The sequence below is a fragment of the Paenibacillus sp. Soil750 genome (assembly GCF_001428045.1).
GTDB lineage: Bacteria > Bacillota > Bacilli > Paenibacillales > NBRC-103111 > Paenibacillus_E > Paenibacillus_E allorhizoplanae.
This window is the reverse complement of the sequence record NZ_LMSD01000042.1, coordinates 355,259-379,654: the sequence shown is the minus strand read 5'-3', so window position 1 is coordinate 379,654 and position 24,396 is coordinate 355,259. Positions and strand designations below refer to the sequence as shown.

At 46.4% G+C, this 24,396-nt stretch carries 16 protein-coding genes; 11 read left to right on the top strand and 5 right to left on the bottom strand.

Annotation, left to right across the window (positions count from 1 at the left end):
• Positions 1–6: 6 nt before the first annotated feature.
• The 4 genes from bioB to ASL11_RS32520 all read right to left on the bottom strand — a co-directional run bounded on the left by bioB (position 7) and on the right by ASL11_RS32520 (position 3,603).
• Positions 7–1,005 (bottom strand): biotin synthase BioB, encoded by a 999-nt coding sequence (gene bioB, locus ASL11_RS32535; RefSeq protein WP_056624488.1) that lies wholly within the window; start codon positions 1,003–1,005, stop codon positions 7–9.
• Positions 1,006–1,010: 5 nt separating this feature from the next.
• Positions 1,011–1,766 (bottom strand): dethiobiotin synthase, encoded by a 756-nt coding sequence (gene bioD, locus ASL11_RS32530; RefSeq protein ID WP_056624485.1) that lies wholly within the window; start codon positions 1,764–1,766, stop codon positions 1,011–1,013.
• A 1-nt stretch (position 1,767) separates the two neighbouring features.
• The gene (gene bioA, locus ASL11_RS32525) at positions 1,768–3,126 is read right to left on the bottom strand and encodes an adenosylmethionine--8-amino-7-oxononanoate transaminase (RefSeq protein WP_056624482.1); all 1,359 of its coding nucleotides are present in this window, start codon (positions 3,124–3,126) and stop codon (positions 1,768–1,770) included.
• 240 nt (positions 3,127–3,366) lie between these two features.
• Positions 3,367–3,603 carry an AbrB/MazE/SpoVT family DNA-binding domain-containing protein gene (locus ASL11_RS32520; RefSeq protein ID WP_056624479.1) on the bottom strand — a complete coding sequence of 79 codons (237 nt, stop codon included), beginning with the start codon at positions 3,601–3,603 and terminating at the stop codon, positions 3,367–3,369.
• A gap of 257 nt (positions 3,604–3,860) precedes the next feature.
• Between ASL11_RS32520 and ASL11_RS32515 the strand changes: the two genes are divergently transcribed.
• The 7 genes from ASL11_RS32515 to ASL11_RS32485 all read left to right on the top strand — a co-directional run bounded on the left by ASL11_RS32515 (position 3,861) and on the right by ASL11_RS32485 (position 11,372).
• On the top strand, positions 3,861–4,715 hold the full coding sequence (locus ASL11_RS32515) for a sugar phosphate isomerase/epimerase family protein (protein WP_056624476.1): 855 nt from the start codon (positions 3,861–3,863) through the stop codon (positions 4,713–4,715).
• A 2-nt stretch (positions 4,716–4,717) separates the two neighbouring features.
• The gene (locus ASL11_RS32510; RefSeq protein ID WP_056624474.1) at positions 4,718–5,734 is read left to right on the top strand and encodes a Gfo/Idh/MocA family protein; all 1,017 of its coding nucleotides are present in this window, start codon (positions 4,718–4,720) and stop codon (positions 5,732–5,734) included.
• Between the two features lie 19 nt (positions 5,735–5,753).
• Entirely contained in the window at positions 5,754–6,536 is a 783-nt protein-coding gene (locus ASL11_RS32505) for a glucosamine-6-phosphate deaminase (RefSeq protein ID WP_056624471.1), read from the top strand.
• Positions 6,537–6,585: 49 nt separating this feature from the next.
• The gene (locus ASL11_RS32500; protein WP_235550645.1) at positions 6,586–7,701 is read left to right on the top strand and encodes an N-acetylglucosamine-6-phosphate deacetylase; all 1,116 of its coding nucleotides are present in this window, start codon (positions 6,586–6,588) and stop codon (positions 7,699–7,701) included.
• Positions 7,702–7,799: 98 nt separating this feature from the next.
• On the top strand, positions 7,800–8,705 hold the full coding sequence (locus tag ASL11_RS32495; protein WP_056624465.1) for an AraC family transcriptional regulator: 906 nt from the start codon (positions 7,800–7,802) through the stop codon (positions 8,703–8,705).
• Positions 8,706–8,730: 25 nt separating this feature from the next.
• Positions 8,731–9,810, top strand: a complete 1,080-nt coding sequence (locus tag ASL11_RS32490; protein WP_056624462.1) for a Gfo/Idh/MocA family protein — start codon at positions 8,731–8,733, stop codon at positions 9,808–9,810.
• Positions 9,811–10,403: 593 nt separating this feature from the next.
• Entirely contained in the window at positions 10,404–11,372 is a 969-nt protein-coding gene (locus ASL11_RS32485; RefSeq protein WP_063795747.1) for a GNAT family N-acetyltransferase, read from the top strand.
• Positions 11,373–11,443: 71 nt separating this feature from the next.
• Here the strand turns inward: ASL11_RS32485 and ASL11_RS32480 are convergent, their stop codons facing one another.
• Entirely contained in the window at positions 11,444–13,717 is a 2,274-nt protein-coding gene (locus ASL11_RS32480) for a helix-turn-helix domain-containing protein (RefSeq protein ID WP_056624459.1), read from the bottom strand.
• 335 nt (positions 13,718–14,052) lie between these two features.
• Between ASL11_RS32480 and ASL11_RS32475 the strand changes: the two genes are divergently transcribed.
• The 4 genes from ASL11_RS32475 (at position 14,053) to ASL11_RS32460 (ending at position 23,758) form a co-directional block, all read left to right on the top strand.
• Positions 14,053–14,958 (top strand): ABC transporter permease, encoded by a 906-nt coding sequence (locus ASL11_RS32475; protein ID WP_056624457.1) that lies wholly within the window; start codon positions 14,053–14,055, stop codon positions 14,956–14,958.
• A 16-nt stretch (positions 14,959–14,974) separates the two neighbouring features.
• Positions 14,975–15,835 carry a carbohydrate ABC transporter permease gene (locus ASL11_RS32470; protein ID WP_056624454.1) on the top strand — a complete coding sequence of 287 codons (861 nt, stop codon included), beginning with the start codon at positions 14,975–14,977 and terminating at the stop codon, positions 15,833–15,835.
• Between the two features lie 136 nt (positions 15,836–15,971).
• The gene (locus tag ASL11_RS32465; protein WP_056624451.1) at positions 15,972–17,525 is read left to right on the top strand and encodes an extracellular solute-binding protein; all 1,554 of its coding nucleotides are present in this window, start codon (positions 15,972–15,974) and stop codon (positions 17,523–17,525) included.
• Positions 17,526–17,608: 83 nt separating this feature from the next.
• Positions 17,609–23,758: an S-layer homology domain-containing protein gene (locus ASL11_RS32460; protein ID WP_082596036.1), complete on the top strand. Its 6,150-nt coding sequence runs from the start codon at positions 17,609–17,611 to the stop codon at positions 23,756–23,758.
• Positions 23,759–24,396 lie beyond the last annotated feature (638 nt).

The window sequence follows — 24,396 nt, the reverse complement described above, 5'->3', positions numbered from 1 at the left end:
ACAACCTTAAAGAGCGTTTAATTCAATTTCAAAGCCCAAATCTTCAATGATTTGGTGATCAGCCGAAACGTCTTGGCCTGCTGTTGTTAAATAGTCACCTACAAAGAGTGAATTTGCGGCGTACAGCGACAAAGGCTGTAGGGAACGGAGGTTAACCTCACGCCCGCCCGCTACGCGGATTTCTTTGGACGGACAAATGAAACGGAACAGGGCCAGTACCTTCAACGCTTTCATCGAAGGCGTGCGGCCTGCGTGTTCTAGCGGGGTTCCCTGAATCGCATTCAGGAAATTTATCGGAATCGAATCCACATCGAGTTCGCGTAATGCATAAGCCATTTCAACAATCTCTTGATGGGTCTCACCCATCCCGATAATGACACCGGAACAGGGGGACATGCCTTGTGTCTTTACTTTATCCACGGTTTCAACCCGTTGGTCGTAGGTATGTGTCGTTGTAATTGATGCGTAATTGGCTTTGCTGGTGTTCAAGTTATGGTTGTAGCGATGTACGCCTGCTTCAGCAAGACGTTCAGCTTGATTGCCTTTCAGAATACCCAGACATGCGCAAATTTTGAGCGGCATCGTTTCACGTATTTCTTTTACTGCGTCTACGACTTGATCCAATTCCTTGTCTGTCGGGCCTTTTCCAGCTGCTACAATGCAATAAGTTCCTGCTTTGCGTGCCAACGCTTCACGCGCCCCGGCAAGAAGCGTATCTTTATCAAGCAGTGTGTACTTGGCAACAGGCGCTGTCGAAACGATGGATTGCGAGCAGTAGCCGCAGTCCTCAGGACAAAGGCCGCTTTTGGCATTGATGATCATATTTAACTTTACTTTTTTACCGTAATAATGTTTTCTCACCTGAAAGGCAGCCTGTAGTAGGAGCAGCACCTCATCATTGTCGGCTTCTAGTACAGCAAGCCCTTCCTCTAGGGTTATACACTCACCATGTAACGCTTTACTAGCTAGTGATTGCCATTTCAAATCAACAGTAATTGTTTTCATTTCAATTATCCTCCTATGTGCGATAGCTTTTGATCGGCTAATGCCTCTCGAATAGGTCCTAATTGTATGGTTTGGCGAACGGTATGTATCCACATTTCTGAATGGGAATCGGCGCGCAAGCGGGGAAACCTCCCCAGCACTTTAAGACCACTGTATTGTTCTATTAACTCCGCATTGGAAGCTATGCTAGGGTCGTCATGCGGCTCAGTCCATTCGCTGTCATTCAAGATAATGCCTGTAATCTGAACGCCACGATTCCTCAGAAACGACACAGTCAGAAGTGTGTGGTTAATCGTACCAAGGCTGGATCGGGCTATAATCAACGTAGGGATCCGAAGCTCGGAGATCAAGTCCACCATAAGGTCGTCGTTGGTAAGCGGTACAGCGACACCTCCTGCACCTTCGATAAGCAGTGTGTCGTAACGTTTTGTAAGAGGTATACCTGCGTCAATGAGCTCAGTGAGCGTAAGGGTCACTCCCTCCTGTTTAGCAGCTAGCAGCGGAGTAAGCGGAGCTTCGAATGTAAATGGCGCCACAGCTTCTGGTCGCTCATCAATTCCCGTAATCTGTAGCAACCTCTCGCTATCTGTCAATCCGCTACCCAGCCGTGCGCCGGATTGAACAGGCTTCCAGACTCCCACATTCAGCCCTTCAGCGCGAAGAGCAGCGGTAATAGCCGCAGTAAGAATGGTCTTCCCGACATCCGTGTCTGTCCCTGTCACAAATAAACCGCGTATGGATTCATCTCTCAATCTACTCATGTCATGAATCGCCTTCTGTAACACGGATGATGGATTCTATTAAAATATCTGTCATAGCATCAAGCTCAGCTTCATTACTAGCAAGCGGAGGGATAAAAACTATCACATTGCCAAGCGGTCTTGTTAGCATTCCGAGTGCTCTGGCACGCTGACTTGTTCGTACGCCGATTCGTTCTGACCAATCATACGGCTCGCGTGAAGCTTTATCGCGTACAAGCTCTATTCCGATCATCAGTCCCTTCTGCCTGATTTCACCGACGTGCGATCGATCCTTCAGCGCTGTGAGTTTACGCTCGACAAATGCTGCCTTAGCTCTTACACCTTCAACCATGTCGCGTTCCTCCATTAGCTTCAAGCTAGCTAAAGCAACAGCACACCCAAGCGGGTTGCCCGTATAGGAATGACCGTGAAAAAATGTCTTCTGTTCTTGGTAATTCGCATAAAATTCGTTGTAGATCTCATCTGTCGCAAGTGTTGCCGCCACAGGCAAATAGCCGCCGGTTAGACCTTTCCCAATCACCATCAAGTCAGGCGATACTCCTTCGAGATCACAAGCAAACATGGAACCCGTCCGACCGAAACCAGTGGCCACTTCGTCAGCGATAAGCAATACCCCATGTTGTCGGCATAGTACTGACATTTCGCGCAGACAGCCCGGCGGCATGACAACGATGCCTCCTGCCCCTTGTACAATAGGCTCCACAATGAGCGCCGCAATCTCATCGGAACGCGTCTCAAGCAATTTACGAAGAGCAGTTAGCGTATCTTCCATTACTTTCAACTCATCACCCCCATGGCGATAAGCGTAGGGATATGGAATGACATGTGAAGGAAATAGCATAGGGCGGAACACCTCGTGATAGAGTGGAATTGCCCCGACGCTTACTGCACCAAGAGTATCTCCGTGGTAGGCTTGATTCATCGTGATGAACCTTGTTTTCCCGCTTGCTCCCTGGTTATGCCAGTATTGAAAGGCCATTTTGATCGCGATCTCAACAGCGGTCGCTCCGGAATCCGAGTAGAACACTTTGTTTAAACCTTTTGGCGAAATCCCCACCAACTTCGCTGCAAGCTCGATCGCTGGTATATTAGCCATTCCGAGCAGAGTGGAATGGGCGACGCGACCCAATTGATCTGTAATCGCTTGATTTAACTCGGGCACATTGTGTCCATGTACGTTGAGCCAGACTGATGAAAAACCATCCCAATAGGCTCGACCTTGGACATCATACAGCCTAATGCCTTCTCCACGCTCAATAATGAGTGGATCAGAGTTTTTGTAGTCTTTCATTTGAGTAAAAGGATGCCATAAGTGATCCTTATTCAGGGCAGTAAGTCGTTCATAATCAGTCAACACCATGTATCACCTTCTGTCATTTATTTGATTGTCAACCAAATTGCATGGAATTAAGTTGACAATAAGCTTTGGCAATTTTATCAAACCGTGAGGATTCTGTAAAGATAATTCCACAGAGAATGGTAGTGACTGAGTGAAGTAGGAAATGAATAGCGGTTAAGCTAATGTCCGCTCACCCCCCTCCACGAACAAAAGCCCCTCAGGGTCATCCCTGAAGGGCTTTTGTCCAGCCTTGCTTTACAATTAAGCTATCTCATCAATACAAGTGCCGCAAACGAGCTTCCCTTTGAAATAGGTCATGTCCTCGAAATTCCCACAGAACACACAAGCAGGCATATACTTCTTGAGTGTAATACGCTCAGGGTCCACATAGACCTCGATAGCGTCACCGATCTCAATATGGAGTGTCCGACGCAACTCAATAGGTAAAACAATCCGTCCCAATTCGTCTACTTTTCTTACAATTCCCGTCGATTTCATACAATTACCTCCTTTTTTCATGAACGAAGGAACTACTTTGTCTAGTTACAAAGACTCATATTCTGTTTATACATCTATTCCACATATGCACTCAAATTCCTTTTATTTACTGGGTGTGATTTTCATGAAGTGGTCAATAGGGATACTGCTGAATGAAAGCGAAAAAAATGTAAACTTACTTCAATAGAAACGTCAACTTTGACCCAGACAATCTTGGTATAGTTAGGAAAATAACAAGCGAAGGTGGAGGTTTCTCATTGATTTGGAATCGATTAGGCGTACTGACGGATGAAGTATCTCCAGATTTCGAAAAAGCGTTAAATTGGGCTGCCGAACAGGGTTTGCAACATGTTGAAGTCAGAGTTGTGAATGGCATGAATGTATCCGTGTTGACTGACGATCAGATCGTTGGCATCCGTAAAATGGTTGAAGAGCGTGGATTGTATGTCTCCGCCATTGCATCTCCTTTGTTTAAATGCGCATTGGATCCGAAGCGATTGGTTGAATCGGGGGACACGTTTGGGCAGAAAGAGCAGAATGTAGAGGAGCATTTTAAGAAACTGGATAGAGTGATCGAAATTGCTAAGCTGCTGGGGACAACGCGCATCCGTATTTTCTCGTTTTGGCGAGAGTTGGAGCCTGAGCAGCATCGTGATGAGATTGTTCATCATTTAAAAAGGGCAGGCGATATTGCAGCGCGCGAAGGCGTAATCCTGCTTCTAGAGAATGAGCCTTCCTGTAATGGAGGCTTTGCGGAGGAAGTGGCGGCACTTGTATCTGCCATCGATTCTCCAGCTGTTCGTGGCCTTTGGGATCCAGGCAATGAAGCGTATGGCGCCAGAGAGGCATTCCCGAGCGGGTACCAGTACATGAAGAATGCTTTGGCACATGTCCATCTGAAGGATGCCTATATTCGTCAAGATGGAACACCGAGATGTGTGCCTCTTGGTTCAGGGGATGCGGCAATAACAGCTCAAATTAAGGCGCTTGAAGCGGATGGGTATGAGGGATTGTATACGATTGAAACGCATTTTGTTCCAGAAGGCGGCAGTCAGCTGACAGGTACGCGAATGACACTGGATGCGCTTCGAGCTCTGCTTGAGGAGGTATAGGGTTGGCTAACTGGAGGTTCGGGATTATCGGCTGTGGCTCGGTTGCTGATTTTCATATCGAGGCTATTCGTCAAATCGAAGAAGCAAGCCTAGTCGTGGTATCTAGTCGAACGGAGGCGAAAGCGCAAGCGGTTGCTGATCGAGAAGGCTGCTCCTGGACGACGGACTATCGTGAGCTCTTGGCCAGGTCTGATGTAGATATCGTCTGTGTAACGACTTCAAGTGGCAGCCACGCGGCCATCGGTTTGGAGGTCGTGAAGGCGGGCAAGCATCTGATTATAGAGAAGCCAATTAGTATGAATGTGTCTGACGCGGAGCGGCTTGTGCAAGCGGCAAAAGCAAATCATGTGACACTCTCTGTCATCTCACAGCGGCGATTTGAAGCTCAGAATCAAGCTATTAAACGGGTGTTGGATGAGGGTTTGCTCGGTAAGCTTCTGCTGGTTGAGGTGTCGCTTCCTTTCCATCGATCCCAGTCTTATTATGATAGCGCGAAATGGCGTGGAACGATTGCCGAAGATGGAGGAGCTCTAATGAACCAAGGGATTCATTGCTTGGATCTGCTGCTATGGTTCGCTGGAGACGTTCACACTGTCTTTGGCAAGGTGGCTACTCAGACGCACGAGATGGAAGCGGAGGATTTAGGTTTAGCCATTTTGCAATTTAAAAATGGCGCGTTCGGTACGATCATGGCGTCGACCAGCATTGCTCCAGGTTTTGCAGCGACGATCAATTTGTACGGTGAAAAAGGCTCGATCAAGTTGGAAGGCTCGACGATTGTCCATTGGACAGTGCCAGGGCGAAGTGAACCGACATGGGCGGAAGCAGGTGCCTACGGCGGCATTACCGATCCGCGCAGCATTGTGTCGGATTTTCATCAAAGCCAGCTGCTCGACGTCATGGCTTCCATCGAAGCCGGCGATGAACCGCTGGTTACCGGAGAATCTGGGCTGCGAGCTGTACAGCTAGTTGAACAAATTTATAAGAGCGCTGCCGAAGGGCGGCAGCTGACTATATGATAATTGGAGGAACGATTCTATGAGCGAGCCACAAGTACAAGTGCAACCTGTTTGGCATGCACGAATCGACGCGTTGAAGGTTAACGTGTATGAGAACCGTATCGGGTTGGGGCAAGCGGCTGGGCTAGATGCAGCCAACCAAATCAAGTCGCTGCTTGCTGAGAAAGCGGCTATCCGTATTATTTTCGCGGCAGCGCCCTCGCAGAATGAAATGCTCGAAACGCTGGCTCAGGATGAAGACATCGACTGGTCACGGATCACTGTGTTCCACATGGATGAATACATCGGGCTCAGAGAGGATGCGCCACAGCGATTTGGGTGTTTTTTGAAAGACCGATTGTTCGATCAGGTTAAGCCGGGTACTGTGCATCTGATTAATAGCATGAACCAGGCAGAGGACGAGTGCAGACGGTATAGCGCACTCCTGGAAGAAGCGCCGATTGATATTGTCTGCCTTGGCATTGGTGAGAATGGTCACATCGCCTTCAATGATCCGCCTGTTGCCGATTTTGCAGATCCGGAATTGATCAAGCGTGTGGAGTTGGATGACGTTTGCCGGCAGCAGCAGGTGAATGACGGATGTTTTGACCGTTTAGCCGACGTGCCGACCCATGCATTAACCCTAACCATTCCAGCTCTGATGACAGGTACTCATCTGTTCTGCTCTGTACCTGGGGTAACGAAGCATCAGGCGGTGAAGCGTACGTTGAACGGAGCGATCTCGACCGAGTGTCCATCGACGATTCTCCGCCAGCATCCGGACTGCACGATGTATCTGGACCGCGATTCCTATGGCCGATAGAACGAGCATCATTCGTGCACGCCATTATGCCACAGGGGCACCTGTCGCGATGACCATCAGCGATGGACGGTTTAGTGAAGTGATGCAGGTAGAAGAATCAGATGGATTGCCGATCGTCGCCCCTGGTTTGGTCGATCTGCAGATCAATGGCTATGCGGGATTGGACTTCAACCAGCTTCCACTGCAAGCGGAGACGGTTAGTCAGATCATCCGCAAGTTGTGGCGGGAAGGGGTCACCTCCAGTTACCCCACTGTCATTACGAACACGCCCGAAGCGATCGCAAGTGCACTCGGCAGTATTGCAAGCGCCTGCTCGGCGGACCCGGCGACAGAACAAGGCATTGCGGGCATTCATCTCGAAGGCCCGTTCATTTCAGCGGATGACGGAGCGCGCGGCGCTCACCGCCTGGATGCCGTAAGGCCGCCGGATTGGGACCTCTTCTGCCGATGGCAGGAAGCGGCGGGCGGCCGCATCAAGATCGTGACGCTGTCGCCGGAATGGCCGGAAAGTGCCACATTCATCAAGCACTGCGTCGATAGTGGCGTGATCGTCTCCATCGGTCACACCGCTGCAGACGCTTCGCAGATTCAGGAAGCTGTCGCGGCAGGCTCGCGGATGTCGACGCATCTGGGGAACGGGGCACACCTGATGCTGCCACGCCATCCCAATTACCTGTGGGAGCAATTGGCGCAGGATGATTTGTGGAGCTGTGTCATTGCTGACGGGTTTCATTTGCCGGATCAAGTGTTGAAGGTCGTGCTGAAAGTGAAGGGGGAACGAGCGCTATTAGTTAGCGATGCCGTAACTATCAGCGGACTTGAACCAGGCGTCTACAAGACGCATATTGGTGGAGATGTTGTACTTACCTCAGAAGGCAAGCTTCACTTGGCTGCTGACCCCCGGCTGCTTGCAGGCTCTGCTCAGATGCTGCTGTGGGGCATTGCACATCTGAGCAGACGGGGCATCGCTGAGTTCCCATCCGCGTGGGAAATGGCCTCGACACGCCCGGCTCGCTTGATGGGATTACCCGTCGCAGAGGGCCTGTCGGTAGGAGCACCGGCTGATTTCGTTCTCCTGGATAGGGTGCAAGCGGACGGCCGCATCCCTTTGCGGCAGACTTACAAAGCCGGCAGGCTCGTCTATGATGAGGGCAGTGAGATTTAAATAGAAGCGCTGATCTGCGCGTTGCATGATAGGGTTGTTCTATTCCGCCAATTGGCATATGCTTGAAGGAAATATGGCTTCGGACAGGTGGTAATCGTATGAGCATGGGGAAGGGAATGTCCTATTTTCAAAGTAAATTAACGCTGAAAAAGGAATTTCCTTTTAAAATATTCAGCTACTCCAGCCTTGCGCTGAAGCAGCCCTTGCATATTCACGAATATACGCAGATTGCTTACGTGCTCAAGGGTGTGTGCAACCATCAGCTGCGTGGCAAGTCGCTGAATGTCAGCAGAGGAGATATGTTCATCATCACCCCAGGGGTGGAACACAGCTTGAGCGCCATTGAAGAACATGAGTTCGAAGTGGTCCTGATTGATTTTCTCCCGTATTTGGTGAGGGAGCAGTTGAAGCCCTTCTCGGATACTTTGCAGCCCTTGCTTCAAAATGCTGACGAATTACCCGAGCTTTCCTCCTTGCCGCAGCCTTGGTTGCATATTGCGAAGTCGAAGCAACTTCTCGTCGAGCAACTGCTTCAAGATATTCAGGATGAATTTGAGCACCGTGAAGCGGGATATGAATATGCCATATGTACGAGTCTTGTCAAGCTGCTCATCATCATGGATCGCGAATATCGGCGTGCTAGGCGCAAGCAACGCGTACAATCAACACCGACGAGCCAGCATCCAATCGAAGAGGTAAAACGATATATACACGACAATTACAGTCAGGATATTCCGCTTGAGCAAGGAGCTTTCCTAGCGAATATGGCGCCTGCTTACTTTAGTACGGTTTTTAAGAAAGAAACAGGCCAGAACTTCGTCGATTATGTGAATGAGGTACGCATCGAAAGGGCAATGGAGCTGATTCAGCGCAACATGCATACGATTACACAAATTGGCTTCCAGGTCGGATTTCATCATCTTAGCCATTTCATCCGAACATTTAAGAAACGAACAGGCATCACGCCTACCGAATATAAGAAAACGTTTGGCAAGACCCCCTAAACCCACGAAGAAAGAGGTAGTTGCGATGACCAAGAAAATTGTGAAGGTAGGTATTATTGGACAGGGACGCAGCGGGCGCGATATTCACGGAAAGTTGCTCGTTCAACTTCCTGAGCATTACCGGATTACTGCGGTTGCGGACTCCATTCCAGAACGTCAAGAGCTGGCGAAACTAGAATACGGATGCCAAGCCTATGCGTCCTGGGAGGAGATGGTGGCCCACGAGGAGCTGGATTTGATCGTGAATGCTTCTCCGAGTCATCAACATTTTCCGATTACGCTGGATTTGCTTAACCGCGGTCTACATGTTTTGTGCGAGAAGCCGTTGGCAAAGACAACGGAGGAGGTTGATCAGCTGATTGAGGCGTCGGAACGAACAGGTGCTATATTGGCTGTATTCCAACAATCCCGTTATCAGCCGGCCTTCGTTCAGCTGCGTAAAGTAATCGAATCCGGTGTGCTGGGTCGCATCGTTCAGATCGATTTCAGCCTGAATGGCTTTGCTCGCCGTTGGGATTGGCAAACGCTGCAAAGCAATAATGGCGGCAGCTTGATGAATACGGGGCCGCATCCACTGGATCAGGCACTGCAGCTGTTTGGTGCGGACGCGCAGCCCGAGGTCATGTGTATCATGGATAGAACGAATACCTTTGGTGATGCGGAGGATTATGTGAAGCTCTTGCTGCGTGGAAAAGGTAGGCCAACGATAGATATGGAAATTTCATCCAGTTCTGCTTTTCCTCATGAACAGTTCAACATTCAAGGAACAAATGGGGGCCTCCATGGAACGGGGGATAAGCTGGAGTGGAAATATTTTAAACCAGAGGAAGCACCTGAACAAAAGCTGATCCGAGAGCCTTTATTTTCAGCGGAAGGGAAGCCTGCTTATTGCAGCGAGAAGCTGCCTTGGCAAACGGAAAGCTGGGAGGTTGCGATTCCAGGTGGGAAGTCAGCTTTCGAGCATATGACGGAGAGGCTGTATTTGATGCTGTATGACACGCTGACCGAGGGGAAAGAGTTGGAGATTACGCCTCAACAGGTGCGTAGACAGCTGTGGGTTATTGAGGAGTGTCAACGCCAGAATCCTCACATTTATACGCAATAAGTAATAAGAAGTAAAGCCCCGAACTCGCTTTTTAGGCGGGGGAGGGGCTTTTTGAGATAGCTTGTGGTGTGAGGACGGCGTTATACCGTGATCTCGCAAGCTTATTAAGGTTTGAAAGACGACTTTAGATAGAACAACTGGATTTCCTGTAGTTAATTTTGCACCTTTTCCTCATTTTCAAGGAATAACTGTATTTCATACAGCTAATAGAGCTCGATTTGATGGGAATAGTGAAATGTGGCGATATTAACTGTACTTTTTACATTTAATTGGATTTTCTTGGCGGACATTCAAAAAATAGCTGTAGTTTATACAGTTAGTTGTCGGCGAGTGTTGGGAAAGTGGCTAGTGAAAGTATATGTGAGCGAGTGGCGGGCTAGTGGTTAGTGAGTGTATATGTGAGCGAGTGGCAGAAATCAGATGCGCTGCCCATCTAGTTAGCCTCTTTTCATAGATGAATCTTATCATCTATCAATAAATGAAAGATTTGCTTATAGGCGAGATCGCCCAGATGTCCTATATTTCTCAGTAAGACTATGCCATTTGCCGTAACTTACGTATGTGTAATCAGGGATACCCAGAGGAGGAGCAGCATGAACTGGATTTTCGAACGGATGGAAGAGTCGCATCTGAGTGATATGGTAGCGCTATGGAATATGGAGTTGTCGGAGTCTTTTCCGATGAGGCTTCGATTGCTGGAGCAGAATGTCGTAGGAGACAGACTTTGGCTAAGGGAAGGATCCTGGGTGGCGCTAGAGCCATCGTCCGGGCGTGTTGTTGGATTCGTCATTGCTAAGAGGGCTAGTGAAGTTACTGCGCGTTTTGGCATTCGCGGGGATATGGGATGGATTCAGGCGCTGATGGTAGACCCCGCGCAAAGGAACAAGGGGATCGGTAGTTACTTGCTTTACAAAGCCGAAGATGCCCTGCAGAAAGTCGGAGCACGGCGGATCATGCTGGGGAATGATCTGCACGGCCGACTATTTCCGGGGATTCCAGATCAACTCAAGGAAACGAAGGCGTGGTTTGAGAAGCGAACTTACACCTTCTTGGAGCAATCTTTCGATCTACTGAACGCGTACGAAGACGATCAGATCGTATCTCTACCAGCTGTCCATGAGGCGACATTCCGAGTGGCCAATCCGCATGATCGAGAAGGCTTAACAGCATTCATGAATCGCTGCTTTCCTGGCACATGGGATTATCAGCATCAGGACTATTGGGAACGCGGGGGTACAGGCAGAGAGTTCGTCCTGTTAGAGAAAGAGGGCTCCATTATTGGGTTCTGCAGAATGAATGATGCGCATTCTCCTTTGTTAGCTCAGAACATTTACTGGTCGCCGCTCTTCGAGGGGGAATTGGGCGGTATTGGTCCACTAGGCATCGATGAGAGCTTCCGAGGACATAAATATGGTATCTCGATTGTACAAGCAGCAATTCATTATTTGTTGCAGCGTGACGTCCGTCACGTGGTCATTGATACGACTCCTTTCGTAGATTTCTACGGAAAGCTGGGCTATCACAGTTGGAAGTGCTACGCGAGATATGCCAAGGATCTATAAGGTATTAATCAAAGAGGGAGCCGTTATGCCGAACAGGCGTAATGGCTCCCTTTATTGTTTGCTCCTTTTATTCAGTTTTTATTATTAAGCCTTCTGAACTCACTAGGAGTAATCCCTGTATGTCGCTTGAAAACACGGTTGAAAGAAGCAGCTGTGAAGTAACCTACGAGCGAAGCGATTTCCTGCACTTTCAGGTCGGTATCCCGCAGCATTTCAATTGATTTATTCATTCGGACGGTGAAGATGTAATCGCTGAAATTCGTTCCCGTTTTTTCTTTGAAGTAGGTCGATAGATACGGACCAGTAATTCCCAGCTTGGCTGAGATGGCTTCCAGTGACAGATCATCTCCGAAATTAGACTCCACATATTCCATGACGAACTTGGTCATGACGTCTGTTTCAGATTTCTTCTCTTTAATGGCGGCTGCAGATCGTGCTAAGAACCAGTGCAAGAAATCCTTGTACTGCGCTAAGGTATGGCATGCTTTCAAGAGATCGTAAGGTGAACCTCTGTCAGAGAACGTGTGGATGGAAATATTTTGGGCGTACATACTCTTCATTGCTTTGTTCACGATATCTTTGGTGAAGTCTTGGAACTGGTGGGCTAGTGCGCCTGCCTTCGCAAGCTGATCGAGCAGCTTATCGGCTAGAGGAATCGTGACGGCATCAGATCCTGCTTGTAGATTAGCTGTCAGCTCGTTCTCCTCAGACGGTGTAGGAATCAGCAGAGCAGGCTGTGGAAGCCATTCCGTAATAATCTGAACATCTTCGCCTAGCCGCCGTTGTTTAATGAGATCTAGCGCGTTCTGATAGGTTTCCACAAAGTCAGATGAGTTCTTGTGAATAGAACTTGGTGCAATGGTGAAGTTGCAATACGCAGAGTCGATATCCAGCATATGCACAAGATGATCTAGATCATCAGGATGCCCAACATCTTCCTCATTTTCGATAAAAAGAATGGACAAGATTTGATCCTTTTCCAATTGAAAGGTTAATGAATCTGTGTACATGCGCGAGAAATGGGCCTCGATCAGCTCTTTATACGTGTTAAAAATGCGCTGATGCCCGTTCGTAATTTCCGTGAGGAATTTATCCTTGAAGTCGATTTGAAAAAGAATGAGCTTGTACGGCTTGTTCGCGTCGATAGAAGTCTGCAGTTGTGAGCCTTTGCCTTCCAGTTTCTTCAATCGTGTCATATAGGCAAATTGCTGCAACAGTGTATTCTTGGAGCGAATATCATTATGAAATTCCTGATTCGATCGGGATAGATCGTGAAGTGTATTGTGAAGCAAGTTGAATTCCTTAATTCGGCTATTCGTAATGTTTTGCAGGCCAACAGGATGATATGCTTCCAGCGAGCGAAGCATATTCGCAAGTGGATTATGGAATCTCCTAGCAATCAGATAGGAAACCGTAAGTGAGATGAATAGGGAAAGTAGGATAAGTACTAGCATATTGAGGTTAAGTCGGTGAATTTGCTTGGTGAGACCTTTGTCGGAAACGACCTCGATATAAGTTAAACCTGTCTCTGCGCTAGTCTGGTAGATGTAATAGGTATTCTTAATTAATGAATAGCCACTTCCAGATTTCCCCTTGATTTCAGCTGGTAGTTGAACCATATCGGAGGAGAAAATCATGTTTTGATTACCATCCATAATCAGGAGGCTACTTTCAGGCTGTGACTGATGAAAGGCTTCATAGACCTTTGAGCTCTTCATGAAGACGATAAAAGCGAAATTCGTATCATACGCACTCTTAATTAGGATGGGCATGAGGCTGCCGATTGGTTTATTTTCGAATGCGGTAAGTGAGTTGAAGACGGCGGAAGGGTAGATTTTGAAGCTTTGTGAGCTTTCCAACTCCTTATTCCAGAAATCGACCGTATAGGAAGACTGGGCATAAAACTTACTGAACATGGTCTCGGCATTCCGGGTACCATCTTTCTCAATGACAAACCGACTATCTTTGAAGTAATAGAGGATGTTTTCTAGATAAAGCAAGGAATTATTAAGTGAGTACTGCAAATTAGTTTGTGCTTTAACCACAATATCGTAGTGGGATAATGGATTACCATTCTTGAGGATCTCTGTGTCATTGCTGAACAGGTAGCCGACCATGATGCTTCGAATCAGCTTGATATGCTTCTCATAATTAGCGACAGTCGTATTCAAATTCAGACCGCTATTGAGAATAATCTCATCCTTAATCCGATCGCGGAAGAAAGAATAGGACCACGTATTAATCGATACGAGCAACAGAATAATCGCGATGAAGCTGAAGAACAAGGTGTAGAACAGTGATACTTGATTTTGGATTTTTGTCGAAAATCGTGCTATCCACTTCATCGTGTCATTCCTTTCCTTAGTAGGAGTTAACCATATTGAGTATAGCATGGAGCACTAGGAGGGGTTCAATACTCTGAGCTTTAAAAAGTTCTCTATTTTCATGATTTATGCCTCATGAAGCGAGGAGAGGGTGCAAAATAGTGACAGATGGTGGATGCTCATGCGGAATTTTCCAATCAGATTGGGATTAAGAATGTTGACTTTCCTTAAGAATCTATGTCGATTTCGGGAATGTAGAAAATGGTGAGGAATCGAAAGTATGCCTAATTGCCCGGATGAATGCGTTACATTAAAGTTTGATGCATAGACAGGATATTCAGACTGGAGGTCAAGGCATGGGGCAATTCCAAAAGAGATGGCAGAACAGCAAGTATTTAATGCTCTTGTTTTTGCCGGCGCTTATTTATTACCTATTATTTAAGTATGTGCCGATGTTCGGGATTTTGATTTCGTTTAAGGACTACAACACCTTTAAAGGTGTGTGGGCGAGTGAATGGGTTGGTTTGAAATTCTATTCACTATTCTTTCATAGTCCCGATTTTCTGAAGCTGCTGAAAAACACAGTGCTCCTAGGGATTTATAAAGTAGTTTTCGGATTTCCCGCACCCATTATTTTAGCTCTCTTATTAAATGAAGTGCGCAGGGCTACATTAAAGCGTTTTGTACAATCGATCAGTTATTTACCTCACTTTATATCCAATGTTGTTGTTGTAAGTATGATGTTCTTATTTCTCTCACCAACGAGTGGATTAGTCAATAAAGTGATCCAGTGGTTCGGATATGATGCCATGAACTTTATGCAGAATGAAAGCTATTTCCGGACGATTTATATTTTGTCAGAAATTTGGCAGCATGTCGGCTGGGAAACGATTATTTATCTAGCAGCGCTAAGTGCGATCGATCCTCAATTATATGAGGCGGCGAAAGTGGATGGCGCAAATCGCAGACTCCAATTGCTGCATATTACAATACCTGGCATTCGGCCGGCAATTATTATTCTGTTTATTTTGAACATCGGACATGTCTTGGATATTGGTTTCGAAAAAGTGCTTCTGATGTTGAATCCTTCCATTTATGCAACCGCCGATGTTCTATCTACCTATGTATATCGGACGGGTATACAGTCATTGAACTACAGCTATGGTACAGCGATCGATTTATTCAGCAGTGTCATTAACCTTATCTTCATTCTGACTGCCAATTGGATTAGCCGCAGAACGAGCGAGACAAGCTTATGGTAGGGAAGGGAGTACGTGTATGAAAAGAAAATTTGGTCTCTTTGATATTGTTTTATTCGTGAGTTTGCTGGGAGTTGTCGTATCGGCACTGTATCCCTTCGTTTATATGATAGCAGTTTCGTTCAGTGGAGTCGTTCCCGTCTTAAAGGGGCAAGTATTCCTATGGCCAAAAGAATTTAATCTGAACACCTATGCATCCGTTTTTGAAAAACCAGAAATTGGAAGGGCTTACCTCAATACGATCTTCTATACCATACTCGGTACGACGCTTTCTTTGTTAGTTAGTGCAGCAGGTGCTTATGCCCTTTCCAAGAAACATATGCTGTTTCACCGTGGCTTCATGATCATGATCGTGATTACGCTATTTTTCAGTGGTGGCTTGATTCCGACGTTCCTAGTGGTCAAAAGCTACCATCTCATCGATACGATTTGGGCGATGATTTTACCAACATTGGTCAATTCCTGGAACCTGATTGTAATGCGTACGTTCTTTGCTGGCATGCCCCAAGAGGTTGAGGAATCTGGCAAAATGGATGGGCTTACGGACATCGGCATCTTCTTTCGGCTCGTATTACCCTTATCCAAAGCGATTCTGGCGACCATTGGTTTATTCTACGGCGTTGCAATCTGGAACAACTTCTTCTCTGCTCTCTTATATTTGCGAGATGCCGACTTGTTCCCTTTACAAATTATTGTTCGCAACATGGTGCTGCAAGGTCAAGGCACGGGTGCTGGCAATATAGGCGGCGATACGATGATCGTAGACGAATCCATTAAATACGCAACCATTATTATTACAACGGTTCCCATCCTGATGATCTACCCGTTCCTTCAGAAGTATTTTGCAAAAGGAGCACTAATTGGGTCGATCAAAGGTTAATATAGAGGTACAAGAACAATGGGAAGCAAGGAACGCAAGACAAGTGAGACATGGAAAGTCGAATCAGTAGAGCAGCATGAAGCCATTCGCACATGGAAAAGCAAATTCAAGGAAATTAGGGAGAGTGGGGCAACGTATGAAGAAGAAGTCGGTCGTTATGTTAGCAACAATTATGAGCATGAGTTTCGTCATGGGTGCATGTTCCAAAGAAAACAGTGTGGCAACACCATCCGCAGCATCGACAGCAGCTGCCTCATCGTCGTCATCAGTACCGAAAGCACAAACCTTCAAGTTTCTAGACTACAGTAACCCAAGCTGGCCTTATGATGCGAATTGGAAAGTATGGGGATATTTGACGGAGAAAACAGGTGTAAAGCTTGATATTCAATTGCCTCCAGGAAATCTGCTTGAAGATGCACTTAGCATAACTGTTGCTTCTGGTGATATGCCAGATTTGATGTGGACACAAACGAAAGCAACCGCTGATAAATTCGGGCAGCAAGGTGCCTTGGTCAACATTCTTGACTATGTGAAGGACATGCCGAACTTGAAGGCTTGGATGGAGAAATATCCAACAGAAGCGCAGAACGTATTATCGTCTAATGGCAAAATGTATGTGTTCCCTAACCAAGGTTTAGGTGAATCTAACCGTCGTACCTGGATGTATCGGGAAGATGTATTCAAGAAGCTCGGTTTAGCTGCACCAACGAACTGGGATGAACTCTATGAGACTTTGAAGAAGCTCAAAACGGCATATCCAGACAGTTATCCGTTGACGTTCCGGAATGGCTTGCGTTATTTGTACGATTTCGGAGCGGGCTTCAACGTACCTGCAGAAGTAGAGAAACGTAAAGCTTCTGTGTTCTTTGACAGCGCATCTAAAGATTGGAAATACGCACCTATTCAAAATGAATACAAAACGATGTTAACCTATTTGAATAAGTTCTATAAAGAAAGCTTGATCCCGAAAGATTTCTTAACGATTGATACGAAAATGTGGCAGGATATCGTTTCCACGAATCGCGCATTCGTAACACTTGACTACATGGGACGTATTGACTTCTATAACAGCGCATTACGTAAAGACAATCCGCAATTCACGATGAATTATATGGCTCCGCCAGCAGGCTGGGCAGGTGGACCTCGTAAGACTGCCTTTACAGCAGTGACAGAGGAAGGCTTCATGGTTTCTTCCAAGTCGACCAAAATCAAAGATGTAATGAAGTATTTGGATTTCTTTTACTCTGAAGAAGGTAAGAAACTTGTTAGCTGGGGGAAAGAAGGAGATACGGCTAGTGGAACTTCCTTCACTACGAAGTATGCGGATATCGCAGATTTGAGAAAGAAAACCGGCTTGTCCACAGATGGAGCTTATACATGGTTTGATTTCAATGCGCATATTTCTGTTTCTTCACCAGAGCTGCAAGCTGCCTATAAAGAAGCACCTAAATATGATGGCGAGAAAAATAGTACACTTGCCTTCACGCTGGAAGAGCAACAAATTTTGGATACGAAGGGTGATTCCTTGAACGCTAATCGTGACGAGAATTTCTCCAAATTCATCATGGGTGCACGCAACTTCAGCGAGTGGGATAAATTCGTTGAAGAGCAGAAGAAACTTGGCTACGAGGAAATCATAAATATTTACAAAAATGCTGACAAACGCGCGAAAGATGCAGTGAAGAAATAGGGTTACAGAGGAATGGCTTACCATCTTTACCACCAACAGCCCCGCCTGAGATAGCGGGGCTTTGTATTATCCAGAGGAGAGGGATGAAGATTATGGTGCTTCGTCGGTTTATGAAAAGGCTGTCAGCTTTACATGCAGCGCTGTTACTCTTAAGCCTGCTGCAAGTGTTCCTTCCACTTCAAACCGCGGATGCGGCGGTTCAGGAGTTTCCGATTTCTTTACAGTTGAACAATATGGATTCGACGACGAATCTAACTGGCGACATCAAAGGCACAGCTGATCTTGCAGTCGTAAATAATTCGGATCCTCAGTATATCAAAGAGGGAACGGGATCCAAGAAGTGGTTATTAGCCTTTAATAATGGCGCTGATGTTGCGGGTTCGGCTCTTATTTATCCCAAATTAGCGCCAAATGTTGATTTAAACGGATATAGCACAATGAAAATATGGGCTTATTCAATAAAGGCAAGAACCGGCGATCAAGCTGATAAGCCTATTCAACTTCGATTTTATATGAAAGGTGACACTAGTAATTATTATTACTACAGAGTCCTTTTGGATTGGACAGGATGGAAGGAAATTGAGGTTCCCCTCAGTGTTGTAAAAACACAGAAGAGCATCGCAACATTGAATAATTGGGGTTCGTTAGATTATGTGCGTTTCGATCAAGCCGCAATCGCCAATACGACGCTTGACTTGGGATTGCAAATTTACTTAGATGACTTCCGGTTGACCAATACGGCATCTGTCCAACCTGTTACGGCAGATAAGGCCTCTGGCGAATATGCAAATAAAGTAACAGTTAGTTTATCCAGCTTATCGACGCCAGCTATACTTACGAAGATATACTATAAACGAGTTGGCATTGATAGTGCGTTCCAACTTTACACAACTCCGCTCACGCTCACATCAAACGGTGAACAGACAGCCAATGTAACGCTGGTTACGAAATCATCGATTAACAATATTGAAAGTGAAGAAACGAGTTACCAGTACTCCATTATTTATCGAGACTATGTAGAAACGGTTAATGTGAACCCTCCAGCGGGATTGTATGCGGAAACGAAGTCGGTTACCTTATCATCACCGACAGTCGGGGCTGCGGTCTATTATAAAATTGAAGGCGTAGATAACGCTTATAAGCTGTATACAACACCCCTTGTGGTTGATCACTCACAGACAGTAACGACGAAAGCTGAATTCGAAGGCAAGGTCAGTGAAGTGAAGAGTTACACGTATAACATTGATTTGTCTGGAAGTTCCAGTATACCAATTGGTAATATGGAAACTTTTGCAGGTTGGACGAACACGACAGCAACCTCTGAAATACCAGCCGTTCTTGGTACGAAATCGGGGAAATGGACAGATCCAACAACGGCCATTAACGTAACAGGGATGACTGGACCTTGGAAGCAAAATGACCAGATTGAATTCTGGATGTATTCGGAGAAAGCATCGAATAAAAAAGTGTATTTCATTCTTGAGTGTAACGTTCCAACGCCAGGGTTCGATTATTTCATGTCTACGTTTTATGTGGATTGGGTAGGATGGAAGAAAGTTGAAGTACCTTTCAATAAAATGCTGAATTCAACGGGATTAGCTGACTTGGCCAATTTCAACCAAGTGATCATACATCCCAATTGGTACAATTTAGATGTGTCGGATCCGACGGATAAATTGTATTTCGATGGTTTTGCTCTGGCTAAGAATGCGGTAGAATCATCCATTAAACAGATTGATAAGAGCACATTACCAGATAGCACGCTGAACTATACATTTTCACTCAAAAATATTAGTGACGTCGATACCGCATATCAAATTTCGCCGAAAACAGCATTTGGACCTGGTTATGATGTAACGGTTACTCCGACAACCGCTGTCGTTGCGAAAGGCGCGGAAACGGATGTGAATCTTCAGGTCAAGGTGCCTGCCTCTGCCCAAGCGGGTGATGTGCAGAAGGCGATTTATACTGTGAAGCCTTTACAAGGTGGTAAAGAAATAACAATTGAATTGAATGCGAAGGTCGGGGCTCCAAGGGTCGCGACGAAGCAGCATCCGTACATTATGACATCTCAAACGCAACTGAATGAGGCGAAGGCTAAGATTCAGAGTTATGGTTGGGCTGAAGATTACCTCAATGCGATTAAAGTGAAAGCAGACAGCTGGTTGAACAAAACGGTCTACTATCCATCCAAACCAGCAGGTGAGAGTGGGAAATTCGTCTGCGGAGATACGCCACTCGTATTTAATTATGACAAACCTCATGAACATTTATGTCCGACTGACAATCAAATATACACAGGTTCGGATGTCGATGCCGGATGGCGGTTTACAGCACATACAGTTAATATCGAGGCGGTACGTAATCTAGCGCTGACTTATGCATTAAGTGGTGAAGCTAAGTATGCGCAGAAAGCCAAAGAGATGCTGCTCAATTATGCGGAGCTATATCCAAGCTACGCGATGCAAGCGCTAAACGGCAGACTGTATTATCAGTCGCTGGATGAAGCGGTTCAAATGATTGAACTCGTTCAAGCCTACGACTTGATTGAACCAAGCGGTCTGTTGAGTGCCGCTGAGAAGTACAATGTGGAGCAGAATTTATTTGCCCCTTCAGCTAAAACCTTGCAAGGTTATGATGTGGGTAAGTCCAACTGGCAAACGTGGCACAATGCCGCAATCGGTGCTGTTGGCGCAGCATTGGAAGATAAGACGCTGATGGATTTCTCTGTCACAGGGAAGAGCGGATTTAATTTCCAAATGGCAAACAGCGTACTGTCCGATGGATTCTGGTATGAGGGTGCGATCGGATATCATTTCTACGCACAGTCAGCGTTGTTCTTCCATGCGCAAGCTTTAAAGAATATGGGGTATGATCTTTTTGCTAGTCCGAATTTCAAGAAAACATTTGATGTTACACTGCAATATGCGTTCCCGGATCTCGGAATTATTAACAGCAACGATTCTGGTAAATATCCTACGAATTTAGGGGCGCCAGGCAGAGTTGTGCCGATGGATTACGAAGGCGTATATGCGGAGTACAACGACGCTGATTACGGTACGCTGTTGAGTATGCTTTATAATGATAGAGAGCGTGCCAGAGGCGGCTTTATTGTGCCGGGCAATACAAACTCGGGTATTGTTGGCGAACAAGCGGTGTTTTACGGGAAATCCGTCATTCCAAATGGAGGAACATTACCGTCCGAAAGTATGAATTTCACGGGACTCGGCCATTCTGTATTGCGTGCGGGTATTGGAGAAGAGCAGCTTTATGCACTTGTTGATTACGGTGTGCACGGCGGTTATCACGGTCATCCGGATAAGCTTCATTTAGAGGTATTCGGCAAGGGTGAGCGGTTAGCCCCTGATCTTGGTATTCCTCCTTATAGTAACTCTATGTACACGTCTTATTACAAAACGACATTCTCTCATAACACCGTCATGGTTGACGGCGATACACAGGCAATACCGACTGTGAACAATGTGGAAGTGTATGAACCGACAAAGTTATTCATGCAATCTAAGCCATTCAATATTATGACGAACACATCAAGTAAAGCCTACGCGGGCATGGGTCGCTATGAGCGAACTGTGGCTGTGACCAAGGATTACATGATCGATCTATTTACACTGGAATCGGCAACGAGACGTCAGTATGATTGGTTATTGCATGGTATTGGCGCATTCACACCTGGCACGACAATGGACACTTTCGCAGGTCCACTAGGGACAAAGGATTCAACGCCTTTCTTCCGAAATGGCACATCCAAGGAGCTGTCCGGTAGTTGGGAAGGTGCATGGAATACTGTCAATGGAAATGGGTTAAAGCTATTTAGCTTAACAAGCTCTCCTAGCGCGACTTCTACGATGATCGTAGGCGAAGCACCTGGGCCAGGTAACGATACAGCTGCTTACACACCTACAGTGGTAAATCGGGTGTATGGCAACAATGCGCAATTCGTGAGCGTACTTGAACCGTACAAAGGTACAAGTAAAATCGAGAACGTGCGCAGAACCGATCCAACACACATCGTGGTGGACATGAAAGATGGTCGTAAGCAATTATTCTATTCGAATAGTGAGAAGGAAGTCGCTGGACAGTTGCAATATTATTTCGTAGACGGTTTGCAACAAACAGCGGAGAATGTGGATATTACAACGAATGTGAACACGAATGAATTACAGCTGGCTGTTGGTGAGTTGTCGGGTGTTAGCAGTGTGACAACGGTGACTTACGCGCCATCCACAACGAAGGTGTTATGGAACGGAAGTGAGGTACCTTTCACCAAAGATAATGGTTTTGTGATGGTAAGTGTGAACGTATCATCTGCACCAGTGTTAACAGCAGATGTGACAACGAACGATACGCTTAGCGCAATCGATATCACGTTCACAGAGGATGCGGCATGGAGAGCGGCCATTACAGCCGTGAAGGATGGCACAACGACGTTGTCACCGACGGATTACACCATCCAAGCAGGGAAGATCACGATTCATGCTGGCGTGTTAGGTGAGGGGAGCCATATAGTAACGGTAAAAGCAGCGAATTATCAAGATGCCGTGGTTACACAGGTTATCCTGCTCGGTGTTCCAGTCGTGATAAGTAACGATGCTCTGCTATCGGACTTAGGTGTAGATCAAGGCATAATAACGTTCGAATCTGCGCAGCTTTCTTATAACGTTGAAGTTCCGAATAGTGTTACCAGTCTTATTTTGACAGTAAGTAAAGCTCATGCAAATCAAACTCTGACAGTGACCGGAGCAACGTATAGATCAGTAACGGGTAGTGTGTACACGTACACAGTGAACGACTTACAGGTGGGATCTAACCTAATAGATATTCAGGTGACAGCCGAAGATGGCATTGCCATGAATCCATATCAACTTCGTGTGAATCGATTGCCAGAAGTGCCTGTTGTTAGCAGCAATGCCGACTTAAGTGGATTAACATTATCTACTGGCGTAATTTCTCCTGCTTTTGCAGCTGGCACAACGTCCTATAGCTTAAATGTGCCTAATTCGGTATCGCGTATATCGGTAACGGCGAATGTGTATGACAGTCATGCGTTGATGACCGTGAATGGCGTTTCAACGAGTAGTGGCCAAGCAAGTGGAGGGGTTAATTTACAAGTAGGTACGAATGAAATTAAAATTGTAGTAACTGCTCAGAACGGTAGTAGTAAATCTTATACAGTAACGGTAAGACGCGGTGCAGATAACAGTAGTTCTTCACCGTCACCGTCAACTTCAACCAACCAACCCATTGTTTCTAAAAATGGGACGTTGACATTACCTCAAGGTAAAACAGGCGAGGTTAGTTTGAATAATGAGGTGAAGATTATAATCCCGGCTGATGCTTCGGCCAAAGAACTGAAGGTCACGATAGACAAAGTGCTAGATACTGCAAAACTGATAACCAGTAAAGAGGTTCTCGCTAGTCCGATTTTTGAGATTTTGAAAAACTTCTCTGAGAACTTCAGTAAGCCAATCACGCTAACGTTTGCTTTTGACAAAACGAGCTTGAAGGCTGACCAGAAAGCAGCGGTTTTCTACTATGACGAAGTTAATAAAGTGTGGATAGAGGTCCCAGGCGGTAAGGTAAATGGGGATCAAATCACTATCGATGTGAATCATTTGACGAAATATGCCGTATTCGCCGTCAACCAAACGACGGTTGTACCTGAGATATCGAATCTTCGTGATATCGCAGGACATTGGGCAGAGGCAGATATTCGAGCAGCGTTGAAAATGGGAATCGTGGATGGGTATGAGGATGGCTCATTTAAGCCGAATCAGTTCGTGTCACGTGCAGAATTCATCGTTATGCTGATGAACGCTTTGCATCCAAATGCCGGGGCAGAAAAGCTGCCGAATTACAGCGATGGTGATACGATCGGCGATTGGGCGAAGCAAGCGATTGCGCTGGCAGCCAAATCGAACCTTGTTCAAGGCTACGAGGACAGCACGTTCCGTCCTGGCAATCCATTGACAAGAGCGCAACTGGCTGTTGTGCTGGCGAACGCGTATGCGCCGGGCACCTCAGGGGTGAAAGCCGTGACATTCGCGGATGTCTCCGACATTCCTGCGTGGGCCCTAGAAGCTGTAGGCATCGTACAAGAAGCGGGACTGATGCAAGGATATGCAGAGAACCTTTTCGGGCCGCTTGCCACAGTTACCCGTGCAGAGGCGATTACGGTGATTACGCGATTGTTGCCTAAGCAAGCTAGCAAGTAAAATCAATTAAGCCATAACTGGAACCCGAAAGATGTACGCTTGGATTCAAGCGTTGTCTTTCGGGTTCTCCATTTGTGGAGCACCCCGCCTCTTCCCAGGCCCCCGCCCCCGACTCCGACGCCCTCGACTCCCCTTAACGCCCCGACACCCCGACACCCCGACACCCCGACACCCGGACACCCCAACACCCGGACACCCCGACACCCGGACACCCCGACACCCCGACACCACGACGCCCCCAATATGAGTAGTGAGAAGTAAGGACAGTAATGAGGAGTTAAGAGTGTAATGAGAATAATTGGTGAGTAGTGAGGATAAAGAGAAGAATGTGGGAAAAGTGGAGTAATGTGAAGTAGTAGTAGGATATGGAGTAATGAGTAGTGAGTAGTGAGTGGAGGCAACCAATATAGTGCCCGATGGAGTAAGGTTGTTGATTTTCTGAGTAGTCTTAAGTCTTCGAGTCCTCTATCTCTGTCAAAAATGCAAAAGAGTACTTTTTGAAAGGTTTTCCCCTCCGTTATGGGAAATTGATGCAAATAGGCATCAATTTAGCGTGATTTCAGGAGATTCTCCTGAAATACGTTAAAAAGGTTACCTATTTGCACGCATTTTCTAATATCGACATTAAATTAGTAGAA